This is a genomic window from Sphingobacterium sp. 40-24 (genome assembly GCF_001899705.1).
GTDB classification, from domain to species: Bacteria; Bacteroidota; Bacteroidia; order Sphingobacteriales; family Sphingobacteriaceae; genus Sphingobacterium; species Sphingobacterium multivorum.
The window spans coordinates 53,494-75,054 of record NZ_MKWH01000009.1; the positions used below are offsets into that span (position 1 = coordinate 53,494).

The following is a 21,561-nucleotide window of genomic DNA, read 5'->3' on the forward strand; positions in this document are numbered from 1 at the left end:
TCGCATGTGCTATTTTAAATTATAAATTGATTTGTTAAACTCTTGACAAAAGTATATTTTTTTATTCACACTCCACATAAAACAGTGATATAATCACCTTAATTTAACAACTGCCTCATGCTAGCAATATTTATGCCTAAAATAATCAAAAAAATAAAACTTCAGTAAAAGATCGATAAGCTTTTGCATTTAACAACTGTCCTTTATTTTTTTAATGATTGCTTCTCTTTTCACCTAAACTAGACTACGTTATATTTATTATATTTGATTTAACATATTTAAAATGAAAGATCAATTTAGAGATATTTTTTTACAATTATTACGTATTGGATTATGGGGAGAAGGCATTTTGGATTTTCCGAAATCCTTGAATGAAAAAGACTGGGACCAAATTCATCGATATGCTGTGAATCACACCGTAGAAGGTATAATTTATGATAGTTTTTCCTTTTTAACAGAAGAACAACTTCCTCCATATTCACTCCGTCTTAAATGGACCGTTCGCGTTGACAAAATACAACGCTATAATCAACAAATGAACAAAGTACTAGTATCTCAGTATAACTATTTTACCAAATATGGATTAAACCCTATACTCCAAAAAGGACAAGGCGTAGCTGCATGCTATAGGAATCCTCTTCATCGAATGAGCGGCGACATAGACTGGTATTTTGAAAACAATGGCTACGCAATTGCTAGGAAAATAGTTAAAGAAAAAAAAATAGCAGTCCAAGATCTTGCCGGCTTTAGTTTGGACTATGATTGGGAGAACGTGCACATTGAACATCATAAAAAATTGTTCGATATCCAAAACCCCTTTAAAGCTTCCTATCTAAATAAGCTCCAAAAGAAATATAGAAATAATCAGCAAATTTTACTAATCAACAATACTCCAATTAAATTATTAGCGCCAGAACTGCAGATATTCCAAATAAATATCCATATACTCAAGCATCAGTTAGCTTTTGGAATCGGTTTAAGACAGCTTTGTGACTCTGCTTGTGTATACTACAAAACAGTCAATCAACTTGATTCAAAAGAATTAAAAGCAATCTATGAGCGCATGGGTGTTATCAAATGGGCCCATGTTCTTCATGCCATATTAGTAAACTATTTAGGGCTACCCATTTCCTCATTGCCTTTCCCATATCCTACAGATCTAAAATTCGATTGGATGATGGATGAAATATGGTATTCTGGTAATTTTGGATTTCATGATGAGAGATTTGAAGATGGGAAGATCACAGCGCTTTCAGCACAACCAGATGGTGTATATCGCCTGTGGGCAAATTTCAAACAATATGTAAAATTTGCCCCCCAAGAAGCATTCTTTTTCCCGATAGTTCAAACCTATTCTAGATTTCTAGGAAAGGATAAGGATTAAGATGCCTTTACTACATATTTATTGATAATGTGTGTTTTAAGTATTAAATAAATTACGCTTAATACTATTATAACTCCGAAAGAAAATAAGAGTTGAGTTGTCATGTCTTTATCGGCAAATTGGATGACTAATAAGCCGATTATAAATTGTATTAAACCATATAAAAAGGAGACCAGCAATTTATTTATACCTGCTTCATTACCCAGAAATTGATATAAATGTGAACGATGTGCTTCGAAAATATTCTCTTTAAGATACAAGCGGCGAATAATTGTCCAAACCGCATCTATTCCATAAACTGCTAGAAAAAGTATATAAATGAGATTCCCCGTAGATAAAATTAAAGCACCCAATGCAAATAACAAAATATAAGCGATTGCGACAGAACCGACATCGCCAGCAAAACATTTTGCTTTCGTTCTGAAATTAAAAAAACCAAATACAAGGACAGCAAGAATCGTAAACACCAACAAATCCTGCCCGATAAAAACTATACTCTGATTGACTATTAATAATAATATTGCTACCGCGAGACTGTAACATGCAGTTATCCCGTTAATCCCGTCCATGAAATTGTAAGCATTAATCACCCCAACAACAAATACAAAGCCCAATAACAAATAATACCAAGGCATATCAAACAAATCTAATTGATAGGTCATTAATAACACCGACGAAAAGTGTACCAGAAGCCTTACTTTGTTGGACAAAGTAAAAATATCATCCAAAAAAGAGATTAACGTCATCAATGTTAATCCCAAGAAAAACCAAGGGTATTGAAATCCTGAGGTCGCGAAGTAGATCAGCGCTCCAAAATAGAAAATTATTCCGCCCCCTCTTAATGTAATAGAAGAATGCGATGATCGTTCATTGGGCTTGTCTATTATATTGAAACGGTCTGCAACCTTAAAATATAAAAGCTCCAAGACAAACAAAACTACTAGGATAATTAAATATATCATATTTACAAAAAATATATAAGTATTTATTTTATATGCGATCTATTTTGAAACGAACGAATGGTTATTGCTAACCCTTCTCGTGTTGTTAACGGTAATTGTTCGATTCCCAAAGCCATCTTAATCTTATCATTAGATACCGCATAAGATTCTGTAAGCTTCTTTAAACGTTCAGAATTCAAAGGCAATGGCAGCATATCTCCTATTTTTACGCAGGTCCGGATCAATCCAGCAGGAATATGCCACAACCTCGTCTTTTTCCCCAATGTATGGGAAATTGTCTCCACTAATTCATTTGTTGATAATGTTTGATCATCAGAAAAATTGTATATTCCTGATGGAAGCTCCCGCTTTAAAAGCATTTGAGTTATGAGATAACTTAGATTATCTATACTTAAAAAAGAGCGTTGATTGTCGAACTCAGCTAAAGGCCAAGGAATGCCTTTTCGGACAACATTATACAACAAGTTCAAATTGCCCTTATTGCCTGGCCCATGTATCATACATGGACGAATAATAAACAATCGCTTTTCATTCGGCAGCGTTTGGCTTAGAAGATACTGCTCCGCTTTTAATTTTGATTTGCCATATGCAGTAGCAGGCTGGCCTTCGACGATCTCATCCAAACAACCATTTACCGTATCTGCGACCGCTTTTACAGAAGAAAAATAAAAGAAATCTTTTATATCGGATTTTAAAAACTCATCAAATAAGATTAGCGTTAGATTGTAATTAATTTTAAAGTACTCCTCTTCATCTGAAGTATTTGTTGTATCATGTGCTTTTCCTGCCAAGTGAATTAATGCATCACCTCCCTTCGGGAAACTATTCGTCCAAGTCGAGTCCCTTAAAGACAATGCTTGTGTAGAAATGTTATGACTATTCAAATAGCTCATTAGGTTCTGACCAACAAAACCAGTTGCTCCAGTAATTATTATAGACATCAGTTTAGTATTTTATCAATCAATCCAACATAATCTGCGGTAACTACTTCCTTCGAATATTTCTTCTTAATTTCTTCATAGCCTGATTTTCCTAAAGTTTGCAAACTTTCTTTAGAACTATTTTTAAGAAAAAGAACAATTTCATTCACCTTCTCCGAAAAATCCCTTGTGGTTATCAATTTTGCACAGTGTTGCTCTTTTAAGAAATTTATAATCGGCGTTTTTTCTCCAGAACAGACTATTAAAGGTTTTGCACAAGCCATAATCGTGTACACTTTAGAAGGAAAGCCATGGCCCTCCATTTCCTTGGACATAAATATAAATTGCAGATCCGCAAAAGCTAATAGATGAGGCATGCTTTCTCTCGGTTGATAAGGAAGAATATGAACTTTATTAAGGCCATTAGCTCTTTTCTGTTCAATGACATGATCTTTCATAACCCCCTCTCCAATTATATAAAATTCTACAGGCTCATCTTTTAAAAAAATTGCCGCGCTCAATAGAGGTTCCCAATCTTGCGCATGACCAATATTGCCCGCATACATCACTTTTAATGTATCACTAACTTTAAAGGAATTATTGTCAAGTATAACCTCTTCCTCAGAAAGCGGCCGATATAAGGTTGTGTCTACGAAATTAGGTATAATATGTAGTTTTTTCCGATCATTAAACCTATCTACAATTGTATCATAGAAAATTTGATCAATTGTAGTCACTGCGTCAGAATTATTGTATACAAACCTTTCCAACCACTTTAAAATAGAAATAATTGTTCCTGACTTTAGCCCCCCTTGTTCAATCAAAAAGTCAGGATAGATTTCTTGTACATTATAAACAGCCTTAGCGCCCTTCACCTTGCCAATCACTAAGTTTATTAATCCAATCGTCAATGGTGGCGAAGGAGATAAAATAACTGAAATATTTTTTTGAGCCAAGCCCAATATGAGCGATAGGATATGCCAGTAAACAAACCCCAAAATACGTAATGCGGTAGATCCAAACTTTTTCTGAGGAATATGGATAACTTTAATGCCTTTAAATGAACTGGTGTAATATAGTCCACCGAGCTTTTTCGTCATTGGCTGCTTTGCCAGTTCTTCCTCAAGAACATTATAGTGCGGAGTGGTCGTCAAAACGACCACTTCATAACCTTTTTGTTTGAAAGCCAAAGCAATATCATTGTATAGATAGGCAGTAGAGACACCATCTGGACTAAAGACTATGCTATGGATCAATATTTTAGGAGATCTCCTCATCATCTTAAATTAAATCTGCTCAGACCAAACTACCCTTCTAACGTAATCAGTATACGAAAGTATAATACGAACCATCTTTTCGGATACATTTGGCATTGAATAGTCCGCTACTTGACGGAAATTACGTCGCTCTCCAACTTCTTGTCTCAAAACTTGAGTTAGTCCTTGTAGTACACGCTCTGGAGACAATCCGACCATCATAACCGATGCTTCCTCCATTGCTTCTGGTCTCTCATGGGCTTGACGAATATTCAATGCGCGGAAATTCAAAATTGAAGATTCTTCTGAAATTGTACCTGAATCCGATAATACAGCATAAGAGCGCATCTGCAAAGCATTATAATCATGAAATCCCAAAGGCTTTAAGAATTGTATCTCAGGGCGCATTTCAATTTGCATTTTATCAAGCATATTGCGGGTACGCGGATGAGTTGAAACAATTACTGGATAGCTATATTGTTCTGCAATTGTATTCAATGATTCCATTAAACCTCTAAAATTGCGTTCGCTGTTAATATTTTCTTCTCGATGTGAGGATACAACAAAAAACTTGCGCTCTTCCAAACCTAATGTGTTCAATACATCTGATGCTTCAATCTCTGGCAAATAGTGGTTTAACACTTCATACATTGGAGACCCCGTTTTTATGATACGATCTGCAGGTAAACCTTCACGCAATAAATATTCCCTCGCTATGTCTGAATAGGTTAAATTCACATCTGCCGTGTGATCAACAATTTTCCGATTAGTCTCTTCAGGGACCCTTTGATCGAAGCAACGATTACCTGCTTCCATATGGAAAATAGGAATATGACGTTTCTTAGCAGGAATTGCACATAAACAAGAATTTGTATCTCCCAATACCAAAAAAGCATCTGGTTGTATTTCTTCCAACAAAGGATCTATTTTGATCAAGATATTACCAACGGTTTCAGTTGCTGTTTTCCCAGCAGCCTCCAAGAAATAGTCCGGTTTACGTAGTCCCAAGTCCTCAAAGAAGATCTGGTTTAATTCGTAATCATAGTTTTGCCCTGTATGTACGATAATGTGATCTACCGCATCTGAAGCGTCCAATGCCGCCAATACTCTTGAAAGTCTAATAATCTCTGGTCGTGTACCAACGACCGTCATTACTTTTAATTTTTTCATATTTGATTTAGCTCGATAGCTTTAATTTAATTATACCTCTAAAAAATAAGTATCTGGATCTGCCGGATCATAAGGTTCATTAATCCAGAACATGGTAATCAGTTCTTCATCACCGATATTTGTTATATTATGCGTATACCAAATTGGCATATCCACATAGGAAGGTTCAGTTCCGTCAAGGTAAAAATCCATTACCTCATCACTGTCCATTTTACGTAGCTGAATGCGTGCCTTTCCCTGTATTACAGCAAAACGCTCTATTTTACGTGTATGGAAATGGTTCCCTCGTGTAATTCCGGGTACTGTTGTGGAGTAAGAAGATTGGCCGCCTATACCCATTCGAATAATTTCGACAAATGTTCCTCTGGGATCTGTATGTAACTGAAATTTACGCGGATACATCGCGCGATGATCCATGAAAGATCTATATGTATTGAATAAGTTGAGTTCAAAGCGATCATTCAATGTGGGAATTTCACCTCTTTCCAGATATAAATTTCTATAACTTTCAAGAAGTTCTAATACTTCAGAAACCTTCTTTGTGGATGTTGGCTTAACAATACATATAGGCTTGTGCTCCCCTTTACGAATTTGCTCAAGAATAAAATCCACCAGCTCTTGGACATAGATCAAACCTACCTGACCATCAGTAGCGATAGTAGGCGTTTCTCCATGTGTCAATTGATAACAGAATGTTGCTATAAACGAGTTATAAAAAGGTTTCCCGAAAGAGCCAAATACATTTGGAATCAATAATCCTGTCAATTTACCACCATTTTTTTCTGCCCAAGACATTAGAGCCTCACGTCCCTCTCGTTTAGAACGTCCATAGAGATTATCGCGTTCTTCTTGTGTAGAAGATGAAATCAATACATGCGCCTTAGATCCTGTTCTTTCCAATGCCCCCACCAATTTGTTTACCAAACCCACATTGGTTTCATAGATTACCTGTTCGCTTTCATGTCTATTCATCGCTGCTAAATGAACAATCACATCACATTGCGCTACAAATCTGTCCAGCTCAGCATCGCTTTCAAAGAATTTTTTATCAAACTCTATCCGCTCAAATTCTGTGTCAAGCAATCCAACTGTATTATACAAATGGCGGCCTACAAATCCATTTTGGCCAGTTATCCCGATTTTCATATTTAAAAAAAGTTCTTTCTATTTATAAAATAATCTAGCGGATATGTATAGTCGTCATTTTTAGCATTTTCAATGCCATAATCTGCAAAAACTAATAACTCCGATTCTGGTTCCAAAGCTTGAAACGCAGTTCCGTAACCTGCCGACAAATGCAGCACTCTATTCTCTGTATTATCAAGTATGATCTTTTCTACTGAAAGATCAGGCGAAGCTTGGCTCCAGTCATCTATTTGAACAACATCCACTGAAAACTTACCTGACAACACATAAAACCAGCGTTGCTCCATACGGTGGGCTCGCCATCCACGGATGAGCTCAAGGTCGGTATTTTTAATAATATAGAAACGCTTTACCTGAGACATGTCAAAGTCATTGACAAATCGGATCTGACCGCGGTGATCCTTAGCTATTCCTCCCTGAATAAAATCTATCATAATCTTAATACGGATATTGCATGACGTTTTCACCAAATACTTCTTTCCGGATCAAAGGAAGCTTCGAAACCAGAGCTTTCAGCCCTTCAACTCCTTGCTGCTCGGTATTATGAGAGTGATAATCCTCGATTTTAGAGACATCTTCCTCCCCTTCAGAGAAGTACTTTGCATAATTTAAATCACGATTGTCGGCTGGTACACGATAAAAATCTCCCATATCTTCAGCTTTAAGCATCTCTTCACGTGTACAAAGCGTTTCGTAAAGCTTTTCTCCGTGGCGAGTACCTATAATTTTAATTGGAACCTCCTTACCCGTCAATTCGATTAAAGCCTTAGCCAAATCACCAATGGAGCCAGCAGGAGCTTTGTTTACAAATAAGTCACCAGGATTAGCATGTTCAAATGCAAATAAGACTAAATCTACGGCATCTTCAAGAGACATAAAGAAACGAGACATATTTGGATCTGTAATGGTAATAGGCTCTCCCTTTTGGATCTGATTTAGGAATAAAGGAATTACAGAGCCTCTAGAGGCCATTACATTCCCGTAGCGTGTTAAACATACAACGGTATCCGTCAAATTACGAGCCTCAGCTACGGCTACTTTCTCCATCATTGCCTTGGAGATACCCATGGCATTAATTGGATAGGCTGCTTTATCTGTACTTAGGCAGATTACTTTTTTCACTCCATTGGAGGATGCTGCACGAATCACATTTTGGGTACCTTCAACGTTCGTTTTAACTGCTTGCATTGGGAAAAACTCACATGATGGGACTTGCTTTAGTGCCGCTGCATGGAAAATATAATCAACACCTCGTGTAGCCGGCTCAACGGATGTATAATCCCTTACATCCCCTATATAATACTTAATTTTATCATTTTTATAAAGGTTCCGCATGTCATCTTGCTTCTTTTCATCTCGAGAGAAAATACGAATTTCTTTAAAATGATCTGTTTTTAAAAACCTATTCAAAACCGCGGTCCCGAAGGAGCCTGTTCCTCCAGTAATTAATAATACTTTATCTTTTATCTTCATTATAACAATAATTTCTATTAATTAAGCTCATTGATGTGCTTGTTGTAACAATTTGATATATACTCAAATGTCTCTTTCGAACATCTCTGCCAAGAATATCCTTTTGACAAAGAACTTGATACATCAGCCAAATTTTTTCTCAAATCTCTATTTGTAATTGCCTTTTTCAAACATTGATAGATCGAATCAGGATTTTCCACATCAAAGTAAAGCCCACCTTCTTGCAAAAATTCTGGCATAGGTTGCTTTTGACTACAGCATATTGGAATTCCACTGGACATAGCTTCAATTAAAATATTTGGCATGTTTTCACAAGTTGAACCAAACACGAATAAATCAGCTTCTTTATATTTCGTTTGAATTTCTTCAAAAGGTATTTTTCCAAGATATTTTATAATATCGGGATGCTTGGATCGTATTTCTTCAAATTTTCCATAACCACCGGCTTTACCCCCTACTACAACAAATTCAATTCGGAAAGAATCTTTTATTTGTAGCTTAACTATTGCCTTTGCAATTTTATCATGATGTTTATAAACATCTAAAATGGAAACATATAATACTCTAAATGGCCTTTCATTCGAATATTCTTCAATAGCAAACTGCTCGCGAACATTATCTCTAAACCTATTTGAAACTCCGTGATTAATTACAGTCCAACTTCTAAGCTGAATTTTTGGATAGTATTTTGAAATATAATCATGCGCATATTTCGATATAAAAATAATGCCCAAAGCGCGCTTCATCGAAATAGATTGAAACATTCTTAAAAGAAAGAACTTCAGCCGATAAAGCGTATAACCAAATCTATTTGCTTCTTCTGTTTCAAAAACGAGCATATTTCTACACATTGTCACATAAGGTAAATTGCCACCAAAATAGCTTCCTCCAGGATTAAATATGATGTCTATTCCTAATTCCGTAAAGAGTTTACTAAAATTTCGCTTTTTCCAAATGAAGCGGGTTATAAAGTTTTTCTCACTCCCGCTCATTGGAATCTTTTGCAACCAATTGGTATTAGGTAGTTTATTGAGTGTATTAGAAATTCCCACTACATACACTTTTCTTATACCGTTGGATTGTAGTGTATTCAAATCAGTAGCTTGTAAAAGCTCCATTAAATGTGATACTCCACCTCCTGATATAATATTCGAAGCGTCTATTAGTATATTCATAAAAATGTATTTGCGAATGTCAATTAACTTATGTTATGACGCTTAATAAACTTTAATGTTTCTTTCCACCATTCCCTTTGACTATCCCATTGAATAGCTTTTCTATTATCTATATTAAATGGCGGGCTCCAAATTACTATGCCATCACATATTTTGTAAAGAGTTTCCAGCTGATACGCCCAATCCTCAGCAGACATAAACTCCTTATTCCAGTATTGAGGCCAAACGAAGCCATAAACAGGAACATTAGGATCAATTTCTTTCAATTTTTTAATTTGTTGACTAGCAGCCCATGTCCACAAATCCATATTTTTGTTGCGAGTATAAAATGAAGGAAACGCTAAATTTTGATACTTCGTAATAAATCTCAAATTGCTATTCATAGTTTGCCATTGGTCCAAATAATTATTTTTTTTTATGTTATTTCCAACAGACTTATAATTATAAAGGTAAAGATCTCTATAAGGTAGCATGCCAAAATACCCAATTTTCCTGCCAGGAAGCCATTTTTTAAAATAGTTTAATACTTCAATATATTTTTGCCCTGTTTGTTTATAGTTTTTACCTCTTAGATCCCAGCTCTCAATATCCAAACATATAGGTGCATTGTTGCTTTTAACTCGGTTAATTTCTCTATCTAATTTCTTATAATTAATAACTCCTCTGTCTAATAAACTGTCTTCGTAAATAACGTTGATTTTCCTAAGCCCATAATTACTTAAATCAGGTTTTTTATACATCATTCCGTCATAAATAACGAAATTCTTGCCAATTATATCATTACTGTAGTCGTTCAGCTCAGAAGATTCTTTGGTATGTGGATTTGTCCAAAATCCAAAACATAAAGTTGTTAACAAAAGACATACAAAAAAAATTATATTCTTAAATACTCTCCTCTTCATAATTATAATATTTAGTTTTTATTTTTTAAATACTCTCGGCTATTATTAAACGATCTATAAAACAATTGCTCTCTTATTTGATTTTCCTGCTTATCAAATATACTATTATAGGGATACCATAAATCATATTTATGTGTATTCGCAACCAAGTCAGAAGTATCCTGAAAATAATAAAGATATTTAGGTATAAAAGAGATTAAGAAAACTCCAACAATAACTAACGATCTTATTTGCTTATATTTTTTTAGTTCATAAATTAGAAAAACATAATTTGTAAAAAAAACTGCTAAAAATGGCGTGAAATAATTTATAAGGCGAGCAAAGCCTGTTAAATAGCATACAACTCCTGCAATTGTAAAATATGCAACGACTAATTCTTCAAACACAGGTGACCTATATTTAATGTAATTAAAATATAAATAAAGAGGGCCAAAGAAGTATATGAGAGAATAATATGTAAATCCGGTAAATGTTGGAGTAAATAACTGATAGCTTGCAAACCTTTGTTGAAGTTCTGACCCAGGCACAATACTTGGAACTACTCCCAATAAAAACACAGTACCCACAACAACAAATGCGATGCGTATTAAAGTTACTCGATTTAAAACTTGACTGCTAAAAAAAGGTAGAAAAAGTAAAAATATAGCAGAAGTATGAAACATTGCCGAACATATTACAATTATGTAATATTTCAACCATTTCTTTTTCGATAAATAAGGGTATGCAACTAAAAAAAGACTAATAGCAATTGATTCTCTAAGTATTTCCATATTAAAATAGAAATAGAAGAACATCCAATAAACCAAAATTGCAGTAAATCTAAATTGGGTATTATTTTTAAAAAATTTAAAAATAACGAAATTTATCCAAAATGCGTGTACAAATTGAAAAAGTGCAAAATCGTTAATAATAGTTTTACAAACAGAATTAAGTATTATCCAAAAGGGCTCATATCTAATAGAAAAAAAATGATCTCTACTCAAATCATTTAAGGTTGGAATCTGACCAGTAAAGGAATTATAATATTCTAATGAATCGCCTCCAACTTTATATCTTAGACCCGCAACACAAACGAAAAAAATGAAAATAGTCCAATACCATAGATCACGACCTGCTTTGAGCTTTTTAAGATCATAAGTTACAACTAAAGTAAGAATGACTATTGATAAAAAAAGATATATCATTATAATATTTTAGCTAAATTAATTGTGCACTATTTCTGAAACATTTCCAAAAATTCCAACCGTAAAAGACAAACAAACAAAATAAAATTAACAATCTATAATGCAGCCCAACAGAGTAAAAAAGAAAAAAACAACAAATAAAGTAAGCGGGTAGAGCATAAAAAACAAATTGTACAACGTTAAAAGGAATATAAAATAGTTTATTGGATATAATCCAACTCATAATTAATAAACATGTGTTGGTTAAAATCATAGATAAAACAACACCTTGAATACCTAAATAACGTGTAAGCATAAGCAGAGAGACAATATTAACAATTACAGATACAAAAAAACTATAAGTGATAAATTTGGTTTTCTCTTTAACTTTAGGACCTATATCAACTACTTCCTTAAAAATCAGCAGACAAAAAAACAAAGATAAGCCCCCAATATATTTCGAAGATTCAGCATAAATCGGCGTTGAGAAATACTTAACAAGTTCAGTTGAAAAAATAGTTAATCCACACACAATAAGAAATACTGGACAAGCTATTAAAGGCAATATATTTTTAAATATATCTTTGGAATTTTCCTTTTTTACATTGCTAAATAAAAATGGTGGCCACGCCATTATAAATGCTGTATAAACTATCTGAACTGAAGAAGCAAATTTCAAAGAAAGTGAATAAATTCCGATAGCTGACAAAGAAAGAAGTGAAATTAAGAAAAATCGATTAGCATAGGTTACGGTGAAACTCCCTATTCTTGCAGGAACCATTGGCAACGAAAATTTCAAGGAACGTTTTACGAGACGAAGTGATAAAGCTTTTGTCAAATAATTTCTTAAAAAAAATATTGCTGCAATAAAAGTTAGGACAACACTTGCAAATTGACTTGATGATATTGCGATTACACTATTATCAATAAATTTCAAAAACGTAAATGTGAATAACAGCAATGATACTACACGAAAAAGTACATAAAAAAAGAAAAGCTTTGTTTTATTCTCAAATCGTAGCATTACAAAAAGTAACACACTAAAGTTAGAAAATGGAATCTTAGCTACAGACCAATTAAATGCTTCAATATATTTATAATCATTAAATAATAACAAACAAAGTTGCTTAGAGAATAGCATCAAAATGATTGTCACCAAAACTGACGTTATACCTACAAAGACAAACGTCGAAGAAATAAATACTTTTCTCAAACGCCCTTTAAAATCCAAATAGTATCTCTGAAAAGAAGATTCAATCTGAAGCAGCGCAAGGATCGTACCGCCTTCCGCTAAAACCTGCAATAAATCAACTGCGCCTAGTTCATCCTGCAAAAGATACTTTGAATATATGGGTATAAAGAGAAACAACAACAATTTCTCGATTGTCGTAGCAAGTCCAAATGAAACGAAATTTTTTAGAAGATCCTTCATACTAGTACATCATTTGAATCTTTTCAACCATTCTGTTACATCATAATATCTCATAATCTCAGTATCTACAGGCACAAAAGGTGTTTGAATAAAAGACTTCAAATTATCGAGACTATCTCTCCCTATTATAAATATATTTTGCTCTTTATAAAACGGTTGCTCAACGATTGTATGATCATTGGTTATCAATTTTTTACTAAAAAAAAGCGACTCCATCGCTCTAAGCGTTAAACCACTTTGCCTTTCCTGTAATAAATCTAAAATAACATTTGATTCAGCAATATGACCTAAATAATCGTTGTAACCTATAGGTTTATTTCCCGAATGATCACCAAATAAAGTTCTGTTACCAACAATATATATCAAACTACTAATACCCATTTTTTTGAATAAAGCCTCTAAATCTTCCAATTGGCTTTTTCGTCCTTTATCCATTCCCACAAACAGAACATCATATTTTAGAACTTTATCGGGCAAAACAATGTTATCAAAATACAATGTTGTATTGAAATCCATATTAAATGCCTTACAATCCACAGGATCAAAAGAATAAGGCTTAAAATCACTAGGCAAATTGGTTGGCAAACCTTTAGAATAAATTTTTGTCGGATTCCAATACCAAAAAAATACGGACACGCCAAATTTTCTTATACTTGACCATATATCAATTTCGTCATTGGCAAAGAGAACGACATGCTTTATATCATTATTTTTCAGCTCTTTATACCAATCTCCATACCAATAAGAACGGTTTAATTGCAAATAGCCAAATAATTTTCTGAAAATCCTAGAAATTAATCCAACATCCTTATAAACCATATAGGTTTTAATACCTTTCGCATTAAAAAAAGGTAAAAAGTACTTTACGGAATTATATATTACTATGGTTTTATCCTTATCCATTTCTATAAATGCTTATATTATAGTTACAATATTTTAGACAAGTAATTACCATAGCCACTCTTCTGCAATGGTTCAGCGATCTTCCTTAATTGCTGAGCATCGATATACCCCATGCGGTAAGCAACCTCCTCAATAGCTCCAATCTTCATCCCTTGTCGCTCTTCAATAACTTGAACAAATTGCCCCGCCTGCATCAAAGATTGTATTGTACCGGTATCTAACCAAGCTGTTCCTCGATCAAAAACCCCAACTTTCAACTTACCACGTTTCAAATATTCTTTGTTCACGTCCGTAATTTCAAGCTCTCCTCTTGGGGATGGTTCAATATTTTTCGCAATCTCGACTACATCGTTGTCATAAAAATATATACCGGGTACAGCATAACTCGATTTAGGTTCTTTCGGTTTCTCCTCAATAGAAACTACATTCTTATCCTGATCAAATTCTACTACACCATATCGCTCCGGGTCATGCACCGGATAAGCAAATACGACACCCCCTTCAGGGTCAGCGCACGATTGAAGCAACTTGGACATACCAGAACCATAAAATATATTATCTCCTAAGATTAACGCAACTTTATCTTGTCCAATAAATTCTTCTCCCAAAATAAAAGCCTGTGCTAAACCATCTGGACTTGGTTGCTCCTTGTATGAAAACTTACAACCAATTTGAGACCCATTACCAAGTAATTTTTGAAAATTTGGTAAATCTTGCGGGGTAGAAATAATAAGGATTTCATTTATTCCTGCAAGCATAAGGGTAGATAATGGATAATAAATCATTGGTTTATCATACACCGGCATCAATTGCTTCGAAACAGCCAATGTCAATGGGTGTAGTCTTGTACCTGATCCCCCTGCTAGAATTATTCCTTTCATGTTTCTTTATGCTTGTTGTAATTTATATTTTCGCTAACATATTGGATAGACTCTGCTTCCATTCTGGAACAGTGACTCCAAAAGTTTGTTTAATTTTTGTTTTATCCAATAATGAATAACTAGGGCGCTTTGCAGCAGTAGGATACTCCGCCGTAGTTATTGGTCTAATATGACAGGCCAAATTTTTTAACTCCTTGATAGCAACTGCAAAATCATACCAAGAAATTTCTCCTTCGTTAGAAAAATGGTATATCCCTTTAGCCCATTTTTCACTGTGTGCAATCTTCAAAATAACCTGTGCTAAATCATGCGCATAAGTGGGCGATCCTATCTGATCTCCAATGACCGAAATTTCCTCTCGATCGGTCATTAAGCGGATCATTGTCTTTACAAAATTAGCGCCATAGCTAGAGTAAACCCAAGCGGTACGAATGATAATAGCATCAGCGTCAGAAGTAATTATAGCTTCCTCGCCTTTTTGTTTACTTAGACCATATACATTAATTGGATTTGTTGGCTCATCTTCTTTTAAAGCGGTGCTACTCGTCCCTTGAAATACATAATCTGTAGAGATATGAATAAGCTTTCTATTATTTTGCTTGGCCCATTGAGCCATTGTTGCCACAGCTCGATGGTTAATAACATCCACCAATTCAGCTTCCGACTCGGCTTTATCGACAGCAGTATACGCTCCGCCGCTAATAATTAAATCTGGATCAATAGTTTCAATAACACTCAAAACTTGCGTCAAATTATCTAAAGCCATCTCTTCGCGATCTACGAAGATAAAAGTACCATCTGTATAGTTGATGCTGAGCTCTTTAATTTCCGATCCTAATTGACCAGATGCACCTGTAACAAGTATTTTCATATTTTATATTTTAGCACCAAATATTTCATTGAAACTTGGCGCTTCTTTATCTTTATCTGAAAGGATCAATTCTTTCTCAGGAAGCTGCCAATCAACGCCAACAGTAGAATCTAAAGGGTGAATACCACACTCAGAATCCTTGTTGTAAAAGTTATCGCATTTATAAAAAAACGTAGCAGTATCACTCAAGACAACAAATCCATGTAAAAAACCGCGAGGAATAAAAAGCTGAAGATTATTTTCTTCCGAAAGCTCTACGGTAATATATTCACCGAATGTAGGTGAATTGGGACGGACGTCAACCGCGACGTCCAATACTTTACCGTTAAGTACGCGAACCAATTTTGCTTGTGCATGTTCTCCACTTTGCGCGTGAAGTCCTCTCAAAACACCTTTTGAAGAAAAAGACTGATTGTCTTGCACAAATGTGGTATTTGCACCAGTAAGCGAACGAAAGGTTTTATCATTAAAGCTCTCGAAAAAGTACCCTCGGCTATCTCCATATTTTACCGGCTCCAAAATAAAACAGCCTTTCAATTTTGTTTCTGTAGCTTTCATATTAGCCTTGGTATTGTTGTTGGTAATAATTTTGATATTCACCAGAAGTAACCTGATCCAACCATTCCTGATTATTTAGGTACCAGTCAATGGTCTTGGAAAGTCCCTCCTCAAACGTTACAGATGGTTGGTAACCCAACTCTCGATTGATCTTCGATGCATCAATAGCGTAGCGCAAATCATGACCCGGACGATCTTTAACAAAAGTAATCAGTTGCGCAGCAGTACCCTGTGCTCTTCCAAGCTTTTCATCCACTTGCTTACAAAGTTCTTCCACAAGATCAATATTCTTCCATTCATTAAAGCCACCAACATTATAAGACTCTCCATTATTGCCATTATGAAATACCAAATCGATCGCTCGCGCATGGTCAATCACAAATAACCAATCTCGGGTAAATTTTCCATCACCATAGATCGGCAACGGTTTATTATTTAGGATATTGTGAATACATAGTGGGATCAACTTTTCCGGAAAATGGTTTGGTCCATAATTATTTGAACAGTTCGTTAAAACGACGGGTAACCCATAGGTATCATGGTAGGCACGGACAAAATGATCTGAAGAAGCCTTTGAAGCAGAATATGGTGAATGTGGATCATAAGACGTTTCTTCAGTGAATAACCCGGTTTCGCCCAATGTACCATAAACCTCGTCTGTAGAGACATGATGAAAACGTTTCCCCTCGAAATTACCCCCCCAAATTACATTGACCGCGTTTAATAAATTGACGGTGCCAATAACATTAGTCATTACAAATGCCAATGGATCCGTAATTGATCGATCTACATGTGATTCAGCTGCCAAATGAATAACTCCATCAGGTTTATATTCCTCAAACGTAGCTAAAACTTTCTCTGCGTCCGTAATATCCACTTTTACAAAAGTATAATTCGGTAAATGCTCGATATCCCTTAAATTAGCCAAATTGCCTGCATATGTTAATGCGTCGAGATTAACAATATGATAGTCAGGATATTTAAGTACAAATTCCCTGACAACATGTGAGCCTATAAAACCAGCTCCGCCTGTAATAATTATTGTTTTTTTCATATGCACAAGCTTACAGACGAGAATCAGCCAATTCTGAAACTACCCCTTTTACGTCGTAAATAATTGAGTTTTCCTTTTTTAAATTTTCAAAATCAATATTTAAAAATTCATTGTGAGCTACCCCTAAAACAATGGCATCGAATTTAGCCATTGGTAATTCAGTTGTACTTTCGATACCATATTCATGATGTACTTCAGCAGGATTTGCCCAATGATCATATGTAGTTATTTTAATTCCATAATCTTCTAGAGCACGGATCACATCTACAATCTTGGTATTGCGAACATCTGGACAATTCTCTTTAAATGTTACGCCTAACATTAATACTTCGGCACCATTTACATTAATTCCCTTTTTGATCATTGTTTTAACAACCTGAGAAGCTACATATTCGCCCATAGAATCATTTAAACGACGTCCAGCCAAAATAATTTCCGGGTGGTAGCCATGCTCCTGTGCCTTTTGTGCCAAATAATAAGGATCTACACCAATACAGTGGCCACCAACCAATCCTGGTTTAAATGGTAAAAAGTTCCATTTGGTACCTGCTGCTTCCAATACTGCGTGAGTATCAATATTCAAAATATTAAAGATTTTTGCCAATTCATTCACAAAAGCGATATTAATGTCACGCTGTGAATTCTCAATCACCTTAGCTGCTTCGGCAACTTTGATACATGGTGCTAAGTGTGTACCTGCGGTAATCACTTCCTTATAAACAGCGTCCACTTCAGCCCCGATCTCAGGTGTTGAACCAGATGTAACTTTTAATATTTTCTCAACGGTATGTTGTTTATCCCCCGGATTGATACGCTCTGGGGAATAACCTGCAAAGAAATCTTGATTGAATTTTAAGCCTGAAATCTTTTCTAAAACTGGAATACACTCTTCTTCTGTAACACCAGGGTAAACAGTAGATTCGTATACGACAATATCACCTTTCTTCAATACTTTACCTACCGTTTCCGACGCTTTATATAACGGTGTCAAATCTGGACGGTTATTTTTATCAACCGGTGTAGGTACTGTAACTACATAAAAATTTGCTGACTCAATATCATTTAGCTGATTGGAACAATACAATCCTTTGCTATCAGTTAAAAATGGGTTATCATTTGATAAAACAGCCTGAAGAACTTCATCTTCCACCTCCAACGTTAAATCTTTTCCAGCACGTAGTTCGTCTATGCGTTTTTGATTAATATCAAAGCCGACTACAGGAAACTTCGTAGCAAATAACCTGGCCAAGGGAAGACCAACATATCCTAATCCAATTACAGCTATTTTTTTCATTTATTTACGAGTTTATGATGATTAAATTATTATTTTAAATTATCCCAATACCATTTTACAGCTTCCTTCAGTCCTTCACGGATAACATGTGTCGGCTCATAGCCCAACAACTGGCGTGCTTTGTCAATGGAAGCCAGGGAATGCGGAATGTCACCTTGTCTATTGGGGCCATGAATGATCTCCACCTTCGCAATTTCAGCATCATATTCTGTCAGAAACTCTTTGAGGTAACCAACCAATTGATTCAATGTCGTACGGTCACCAACAGCTGTATTATACACCGTGTTAACGGCATCTGGATTATCTGTAGTCATCGCACGCTCGTTCATCTGAATTACATTATCTACATAAGTAAAATCACGAGAATAATCACCTGCACCGTTTATCACAGGACTCTCGTGGTTCATAAATTTCTTAACAAACAATGGGATAACTGCTGCATAAGCACCATTAGGATCCTGACGACGGCCAAACACATTAAAATAACGAAGGCCAATAGTCTCTAAACCATAAGTCTTTGAAAAAATATCTGCATATAATTCATTGACGTATTTTGTAATTGCATAGGGAGATAGTGGCTTCCCAATCACATCTTCCACTTTCGGAAGACTTGCAGAATCGCCATAAGTAGATGATGAGGCTGCATAGATAAAACGTTTCACTCCAGCGTCACGAGCAGCAACTAACATATTTAAAAATCCGGTTACATTTACTTCATTGGAAGTTTGTGGATCTTTGATCGAACGTGGCACTGAACCTAACGCAGCCTGGTGGAGCACATAGTCTACACCTTCTACTGCTTTCTGACAATCGGCATTATTACGGATATCGCCTTCAATTAAAGCAAAATTCGGATTGCCTTCGTGTTGTGCTATATTGTGACGGTGACCTGTAGCAAAATTGTCTAATACCACAACTTGATGGTTTTTACCTAAAAAATGCTCTACGAGATTTGAACCTATAAAGCCGGCCCCGCCGGTGATTAATATTTTACTCATCTTTTGAAGTAATTATATGGTAGAATGATTTGTATATAAAATAATATAACGTTGTTCTTCAATAGTCTTCTTAAAAGAAAGATTGACTTGCTTTCCCAATTTTTTTTCAACCTTGCCCGCTAACCGCAATAAGTATGCCTGATTTATATTTTCACCCAAAACTAGTACGTCGATTTTTCCTGAATCTACGCCTTCGGCATAATCTCCAACCAAACTAACTTCTTGAATATCTCCTGCTTGCTGTAGTATATTATCTACAATTTCATCAATTCCCAAATAGGTATGAATTAATTTTTGAAGAGGTGCAAATAAAGAATGCTTTGTGTTGGCTCGGTATAGGATTTTATTTTTTTCTGTACTTTTTTCTAAATACCCTGCTTCTGACAGTTGGTTCAGTTCTTTTCGTATGGCATTGGTAGATTCTTGAAACTCATCTGCAAGGCCTCTTAAATGTGATTGATTACTAGCCGATACAAAAAATTTGATCAGTAGCTTTAGCCGCGTCTTGGATGTAATTAAAGAGTCTAGCATGGTATAGTTCAGATTGAGTAACAAAAGTACTCAATCTGATTTTATTTATCAAATTAAATTATTGTTAAACAATAGTCAATTGTTTACTCCCCAATCGCATAATAGTCAAAGCCCATTTTTTTCAGACTAGCGCTATCCAATAACTTCCGCCCATCAAATACAAAGGAAGGCTTCTTCATTTCTTTCTTAATCAGCGCCCAATCATATCCCTTAAACTCATCCCATTCTGTTAATATCGTAGCAGCATGCGCCTCCTTTAAAGCTTCATAAGGATCATGAACGACCGTTACCAAACGGCGATTCTCCTCCGCTGAACGTGTTTTTAAATAATCCAGATCTTTATAAATTTGTTCTGCCGTCACTTTTGGATCGTAAACCACCAGATGTGCCTCCTCATCCAATAGATGATCGGCCACGTAAATGGCAGCAGATTCCCGTGTATCGTTCGTGTCTTTTTTAAAAGCCCAGCCTAAAAAGGCAATTTTCTTCCCGTTTACCGTATTATACATGGTCTGGATAATCCGTTCTGCAAATCGCGATTTTTGATGGTCGTTTAAAATTATTACCTGCTCCCAGTAATCAGCTACAGCAGTCAGGTTGTAACTACGTGCGATATAAACAAGATTGAGAATATCTTTCTGGAAACAAGAACCTCCAAAACCTACCGATGCCTTCAGAAATTTGGGTCCAATGCGGCTATCATGGCCAATGGCTCGAGATACTTCATCCACATTCGCACCCGTCACTTCACACAACTCCGAAATCGCATTGATAGACGAAACACGTTGGGCCAAAAAAGCATTTGCAACCAATTTAGATAGTTCAGATGACCATAAATTGGTTGTAAGTATACGTTCTTGTGGAACCCAGGCAGCATAAATCTGCACCAGCGACTGAATAGCGTCTTCATCTTCACCACCGATAAGCACTCTGTCTGGATGGTGTAAATCCGCAACGGCTGTTCCTTCAGCCAAAAACTCCGGATTGGAAAGTATTGAGAAATTGACACCATTCCCTGTATCATCCAAGATACTTTTTAATGCTGCAGCCGTGCGGACCGGCAAGGTCGATTTCTCGACAACTATTTTATCACCCTGCGCAACCCGGGCAATCTGACGCGCGCACAATTCGATATATTTTAAATCTGCAGCCTGCCCCTTCCCTTTACCATAGGTTTTTGTCGGGGTATTGACGGATATAAAAATCATATCCGCTTCATCGATAGCCCCTTCAACATCTGTCGAAAAAAACAGATTGCGCCCACGAGCTTCCCCTACCACCGTATCAAGCCCAGGTTCATAAATTGGAAGCTGACTAAGATCTTTGTTATTCCAGGAGTCAATACGTTGTTGATTGAGATCAACTACAGTAACTTGGATACCGGGATTTTTCTGTGCAATAACAGACATCGTCGGCCCCCCAACATATCCAGCTCCAATACAAGCAATCTTCTTTATTTCTTTCATTTTTATATATGCCTAATTTCTA

The 21,561-nt window shown here is 35.6% G+C and carries 21 protein-coding genes; 1 reads left to right on the forward strand and 20 read right to left on the reverse strand.

Going from position 1 to position 21,561, the window contains the following annotated elements; genetic code table 11:
- Window positions 1-283: 283 nt before the first annotated feature.
- Window positions 284-1,384 (forward strand): nucleotidyltransferase family protein, encoded by a 1,101-nt coding sequence (locus BGP15_RS03515; protein WP_286768707.1) that lies wholly within the window; start codon window positions 284-286, stop codon window positions 1,382-1,384.
- On the opposite strand, the gene BGP15_RS03520 is transcribed toward BGP15_RS03515, so the two are convergent.
- From BGP15_RS03520 to BGP15_RS03615, 20 genes are all read right to left on the reverse strand, one after another.
- The gene (locus tag BGP15_RS03520) at window positions 1,381-2,346 is read right to left on the reverse strand and encodes an MraY family glycosyltransferase (protein WP_286768708.1); all 966 of its coding nucleotides are present in this window, start codon (window positions 2,344-2,346) and stop codon (window positions 1,381-1,383) included. The genes BGP15_RS03515 and BGP15_RS03520 overlap by 4 nt on opposite strands.
- 23 nt (window positions 2,347-2,369) lie before the next feature.
- Window positions 2,370-3,287 carry an NAD-dependent epimerase/dehydratase family protein gene (locus tag BGP15_RS03525; RefSeq protein ID WP_286768709.1) on the reverse strand — a complete coding sequence of 306 codons (918 nt, stop codon included), beginning with the start codon at window positions 3,285-3,287 and terminating at the stop codon, window positions 2,370-2,372.
- Complete coding sequence (locus BGP15_RS03530) at window positions 3,287-4,456, reverse strand: glycosyltransferase family 4 protein (protein WP_286768710.1); 1,170 nt, start codon at window positions 4,454-4,456, stop codon at window positions 3,287-3,289. Before BGP15_RS03530 ends, BGP15_RS03525 begins: the two co-directional genes overlap by 1 nt.
- 96 nt (window positions 4,457-4,552) lie before the next feature.
- Window positions 4,553-5,674, reverse strand: a complete 1,122-nt coding sequence (wecB, locus tag BGP15_RS03535; RefSeq protein WP_286768711.1) for a non-hydrolyzing UDP-N-acetylglucosamine 2-epimerase — start codon at window positions 5,672-5,674, stop codon at window positions 4,553-4,555.
- Window positions 5,675-5,722: 48 nt separating this feature from the next.
- The gene (locus BGP15_RS03540) at window positions 5,723-6,838 is read right to left on the reverse strand and encodes a polysaccharide biosynthesis C-terminal domain-containing protein (RefSeq protein WP_286768712.1); all 1,116 of its coding nucleotides are present in this window, start codon (window positions 6,836-6,838) and stop codon (window positions 5,723-5,725) included.
- Window positions 6,839-6,840: 2 nt separating this feature from the next.
- Complete coding sequence (locus tag BGP15_RS03545) at window positions 6,841-7,272, reverse strand: WxcM-like domain-containing protein (protein ID WP_286768713.1); 432 nt, start codon at window positions 7,270-7,272, stop codon at window positions 6,841-6,843.
- A 4-nt stretch (window positions 7,273-7,276) separates the two neighbouring features.
- Entirely contained in the window at window positions 7,277-8,311 is a 1,035-nt protein-coding gene (locus tag BGP15_RS03550) for a polysaccharide biosynthesis protein (protein ID WP_286768714.1), read from the reverse strand.
- Window positions 8,312-8,328: 17 nt separating this feature from the next.
- Window positions 8,329-9,486 carry a glycosyltransferase family 4 protein gene (locus BGP15_RS03555; RefSeq protein ID WP_286768715.1) on the reverse strand — a complete coding sequence of 386 codons (1,158 nt, stop codon included), beginning with the start codon at window positions 9,484-9,486 and terminating at the stop codon, window positions 8,329-8,331.
- A 23-nt stretch (window positions 9,487-9,509) separates the two neighbouring features.
- Window positions 9,510-10,388 (reverse strand): hypothetical protein, encoded by an 879-nt coding sequence (locus BGP15_RS03560; protein ID WP_286768716.1) that lies wholly within the window; start codon window positions 10,386-10,388, stop codon window positions 9,510-9,512.
- Between the two features lie 11 nt (window positions 10,389-10,399).
- Entirely contained in the window at window positions 10,400-11,572 is a 1,173-nt protein-coding gene (locus BGP15_RS03565) for an EpsG family protein (protein WP_286768717.1), read from the reverse strand.
- Between the two features lie 13 nt (window positions 11,573-11,585).
- Window positions 11,586-12,983, reverse strand: coding sequence for a lipopolysaccharide biosynthesis protein (locus tag BGP15_RS03570; protein ID WP_286768718.1), 1,398 nt, complete (start codon window positions 12,981-12,983; stop codon window positions 11,586-11,588).
- A 9-nt stretch (window positions 12,984-12,992) separates the two neighbouring features.
- The gene (locus BGP15_RS03575; RefSeq protein WP_286768719.1) at window positions 12,993-13,886 is read right to left on the reverse strand and encodes a WaaS/CpsH family glycosyltransferase; all 894 of its coding nucleotides are present in this window, start codon (window positions 13,884-13,886) and stop codon (window positions 12,993-12,995) included.
- A gap of 23 nt (window positions 13,887-13,909) precedes the next feature.
- Window positions 13,910-14,767 (reverse strand): glucose-1-phosphate thymidylyltransferase RfbA, encoded by an 858-nt coding sequence (rfbA, locus tag BGP15_RS03580; protein ID WP_286768720.1) that lies wholly within the window; start codon window positions 14,765-14,767, stop codon window positions 13,910-13,912.
- 22 nt (window positions 14,768-14,789) lie between these two features.
- Window positions 14,790-15,638: a dTDP-4-dehydrorhamnose reductase gene (gene rfbD, locus BGP15_RS03585; RefSeq protein ID WP_286768721.1), complete on the reverse strand. Its 849-nt coding sequence runs from the start codon at window positions 15,636-15,638 to the stop codon at window positions 14,790-14,792.
- A 3-nt stretch (window positions 15,639-15,641) separates the two neighbouring features.
- Window positions 15,642-16,196 (reverse strand): dTDP-4-dehydrorhamnose 3,5-epimerase, encoded by a 555-nt coding sequence (gene rfbC, locus BGP15_RS03590; RefSeq protein ID WP_286768722.1) that lies wholly within the window; start codon window positions 16,194-16,196, stop codon window positions 15,642-15,644.
- A 1-nt stretch (window position 16,197) separates the two neighbouring features.
- Window positions 16,198-17,250 (reverse strand): dTDP-glucose 4,6-dehydratase, encoded by a 1,053-nt coding sequence (rfbB, locus tag BGP15_RS03595; RefSeq protein ID WP_286768723.1) that lies wholly within the window; start codon window positions 17,248-17,250, stop codon window positions 16,198-16,200.
- A gap of 10 nt (window positions 17,251-17,260) precedes the next feature.
- On the reverse strand, window positions 17,261-18,544 hold the full coding sequence (locus BGP15_RS03600; RefSeq protein ID WP_286768724.1) for a nucleotide sugar dehydrogenase: 1,284 nt from the start codon (window positions 18,542-18,544) through the stop codon (window positions 17,261-17,263).
- Window positions 18,545-18,573: 29 nt separating this feature from the next.
- A complete protein-coding gene (locus BGP15_RS03605) occupies window positions 18,574-19,542 on the reverse strand; it encodes an SDR family oxidoreductase (protein WP_286768725.1) in 969 nt (322 codons plus the stop codon).
- Between the two features lie 12 nt (window positions 19,543-19,554).
- Window positions 19,555-20,073 (reverse strand): helix-turn-helix domain-containing protein, encoded by a 519-nt coding sequence (locus tag BGP15_RS03610; RefSeq protein ID WP_286768726.1) that lies wholly within the window; start codon window positions 20,071-20,073, stop codon window positions 19,555-19,557.
- Between the two features lie 83 nt (window positions 20,074-20,156).
- Entirely contained in the window at window positions 20,157-21,539 is a 1,383-nt protein-coding gene (locus tag BGP15_RS03615) for a nucleotide sugar dehydrogenase (protein ID WP_286768727.1), read from the reverse strand.
- Between the last annotated feature and the right edge of the window lie 22 nt (window positions 21,540-21,561).

Bases quoted from the DNA above. Each gene is read 5' to 3' on its own strand.
- BGP15_RS03540 (WP_286768712.1), bottom strand. From the start codon at position 6,838: ATGAAAATCGGGATAACTGGCCAAAATGGATTTGTAGGCCGCCATTTG.
- BGP15_RS03570 (WP_286768718.1), bottom strand. From the start codon at position 12,983: ATGAAGGATCTTCTAAAAAATTTCGTTTCATTTGGACTTGCTACGACA.
- rfbC (WP_286768722.1), bottom strand. From the start codon at position 16,196: ATGAAAGCTACAGAAACAAAATTGAAAGGCTGTTTTATTTTGGAGCCG.
- BGP15_RS03555 (WP_286768715.1), bottom strand. From the start codon at position 9,486: ATGAATATACTAATAGACGCTTCGAATATTATATCAGGAGGTGGAGTA.
- wecB (WP_286768711.1), bottom strand. From the start codon at position 5,674: ATGACGGTCGTTGGTACACGACCAGAGATTATTAGACTTTCAAGAGTA.
- BGP15_RS03575 (WP_286768719.1), bottom strand. From the start codon at position 13,886: ATGGATAAGGATAAAACCATAGTAATATATAATTCCGTAAAGTACTTT.
- BGP15_RS03550 (WP_286768714.1), bottom strand. From the start codon at position 8,311: ATGAAGATAAAAGATAAAGTATTATTAATTACTGGAGGAACAGGCTCC.
- BGP15_RS03565 (WP_286768717.1), bottom strand. From the start codon at position 11,572: ATGATATATCTTTTTTTATCAATAGTCATTCTTACTTTAGTTGTAACT.
- BGP15_RS03560 (WP_286768716.1), bottom strand. From the start codon at position 10,388: ATGAAGAGGAGAGTATTTAAGAATATAATTTTTTTTGTATGTCTTTTG.
- BGP15_RS03520 (WP_286768708.1), bottom strand. From the start codon at position 2,346: ATGATATATTTAATTATCCTAGTAGTTTTGTTTGTCTTGGAGCTTTTA.
- BGP15_RS03525 (WP_286768709.1), bottom strand. From the start codon at position 3,287: ATGTCTATAATAATTACTGGAGCAACTGGTTTTGTTGGTCAGAACCTA.
- BGP15_RS03545 (WP_286768713.1), bottom strand. From the start codon at position 7,272: ATGATAGATTTTATTCAGGGAGGAATAGCTAAGGATCACCGCGGTCAG.
- BGP15_RS03605 (WP_286768725.1), bottom strand. From the start codon at position 19,542: ATGAGTAAAATATTAATCACCGGCGGGGCCGGCTTTATAGGTTCAAAT.
- BGP15_RS03610 (WP_286768726.1), bottom strand. From the start codon at position 20,073: ATGCTAGACTCTTTAATTACATCCAAGACGCGGCTAAAGCTACTGATC.
- BGP15_RS03615 (WP_286768727.1), bottom strand. From the start codon at position 21,539: ATGAAAGAAATAAAGAAGATTGCTTGTATTGGAGCTGGATATGTTGGG.
- rfbD (WP_286768721.1), bottom strand. From the start codon at position 15,638: ATGAAAATACTTGTTACAGGTGCATCTGGTCAATTAGGATCGGAAATT.
- rfbA (WP_286768720.1), bottom strand. From the start codon at position 14,767: ATGAAAGGAATAATTCTAGCAGGGGGATCAGGTACAAGACTACACCCA.
- BGP15_RS03600 (WP_286768724.1), bottom strand. From the start codon at position 18,544: ATGAAAAAAATAGCTGTAATTGGATTAGGATATGTTGGTCTTCCCTTG.
- BGP15_RS03515 (WP_286768707.1), top strand. From the start codon at position 284: ATGAAAGATCAATTTAGAGATATTTTTTTACAATTATTACGTATTGGA.
- rfbB (WP_286768723.1), bottom strand. From the start codon at position 17,250: ATGAAAAAAACAATAATTATTACAGGCGGAGCTGGTTTTATAGGCTCA.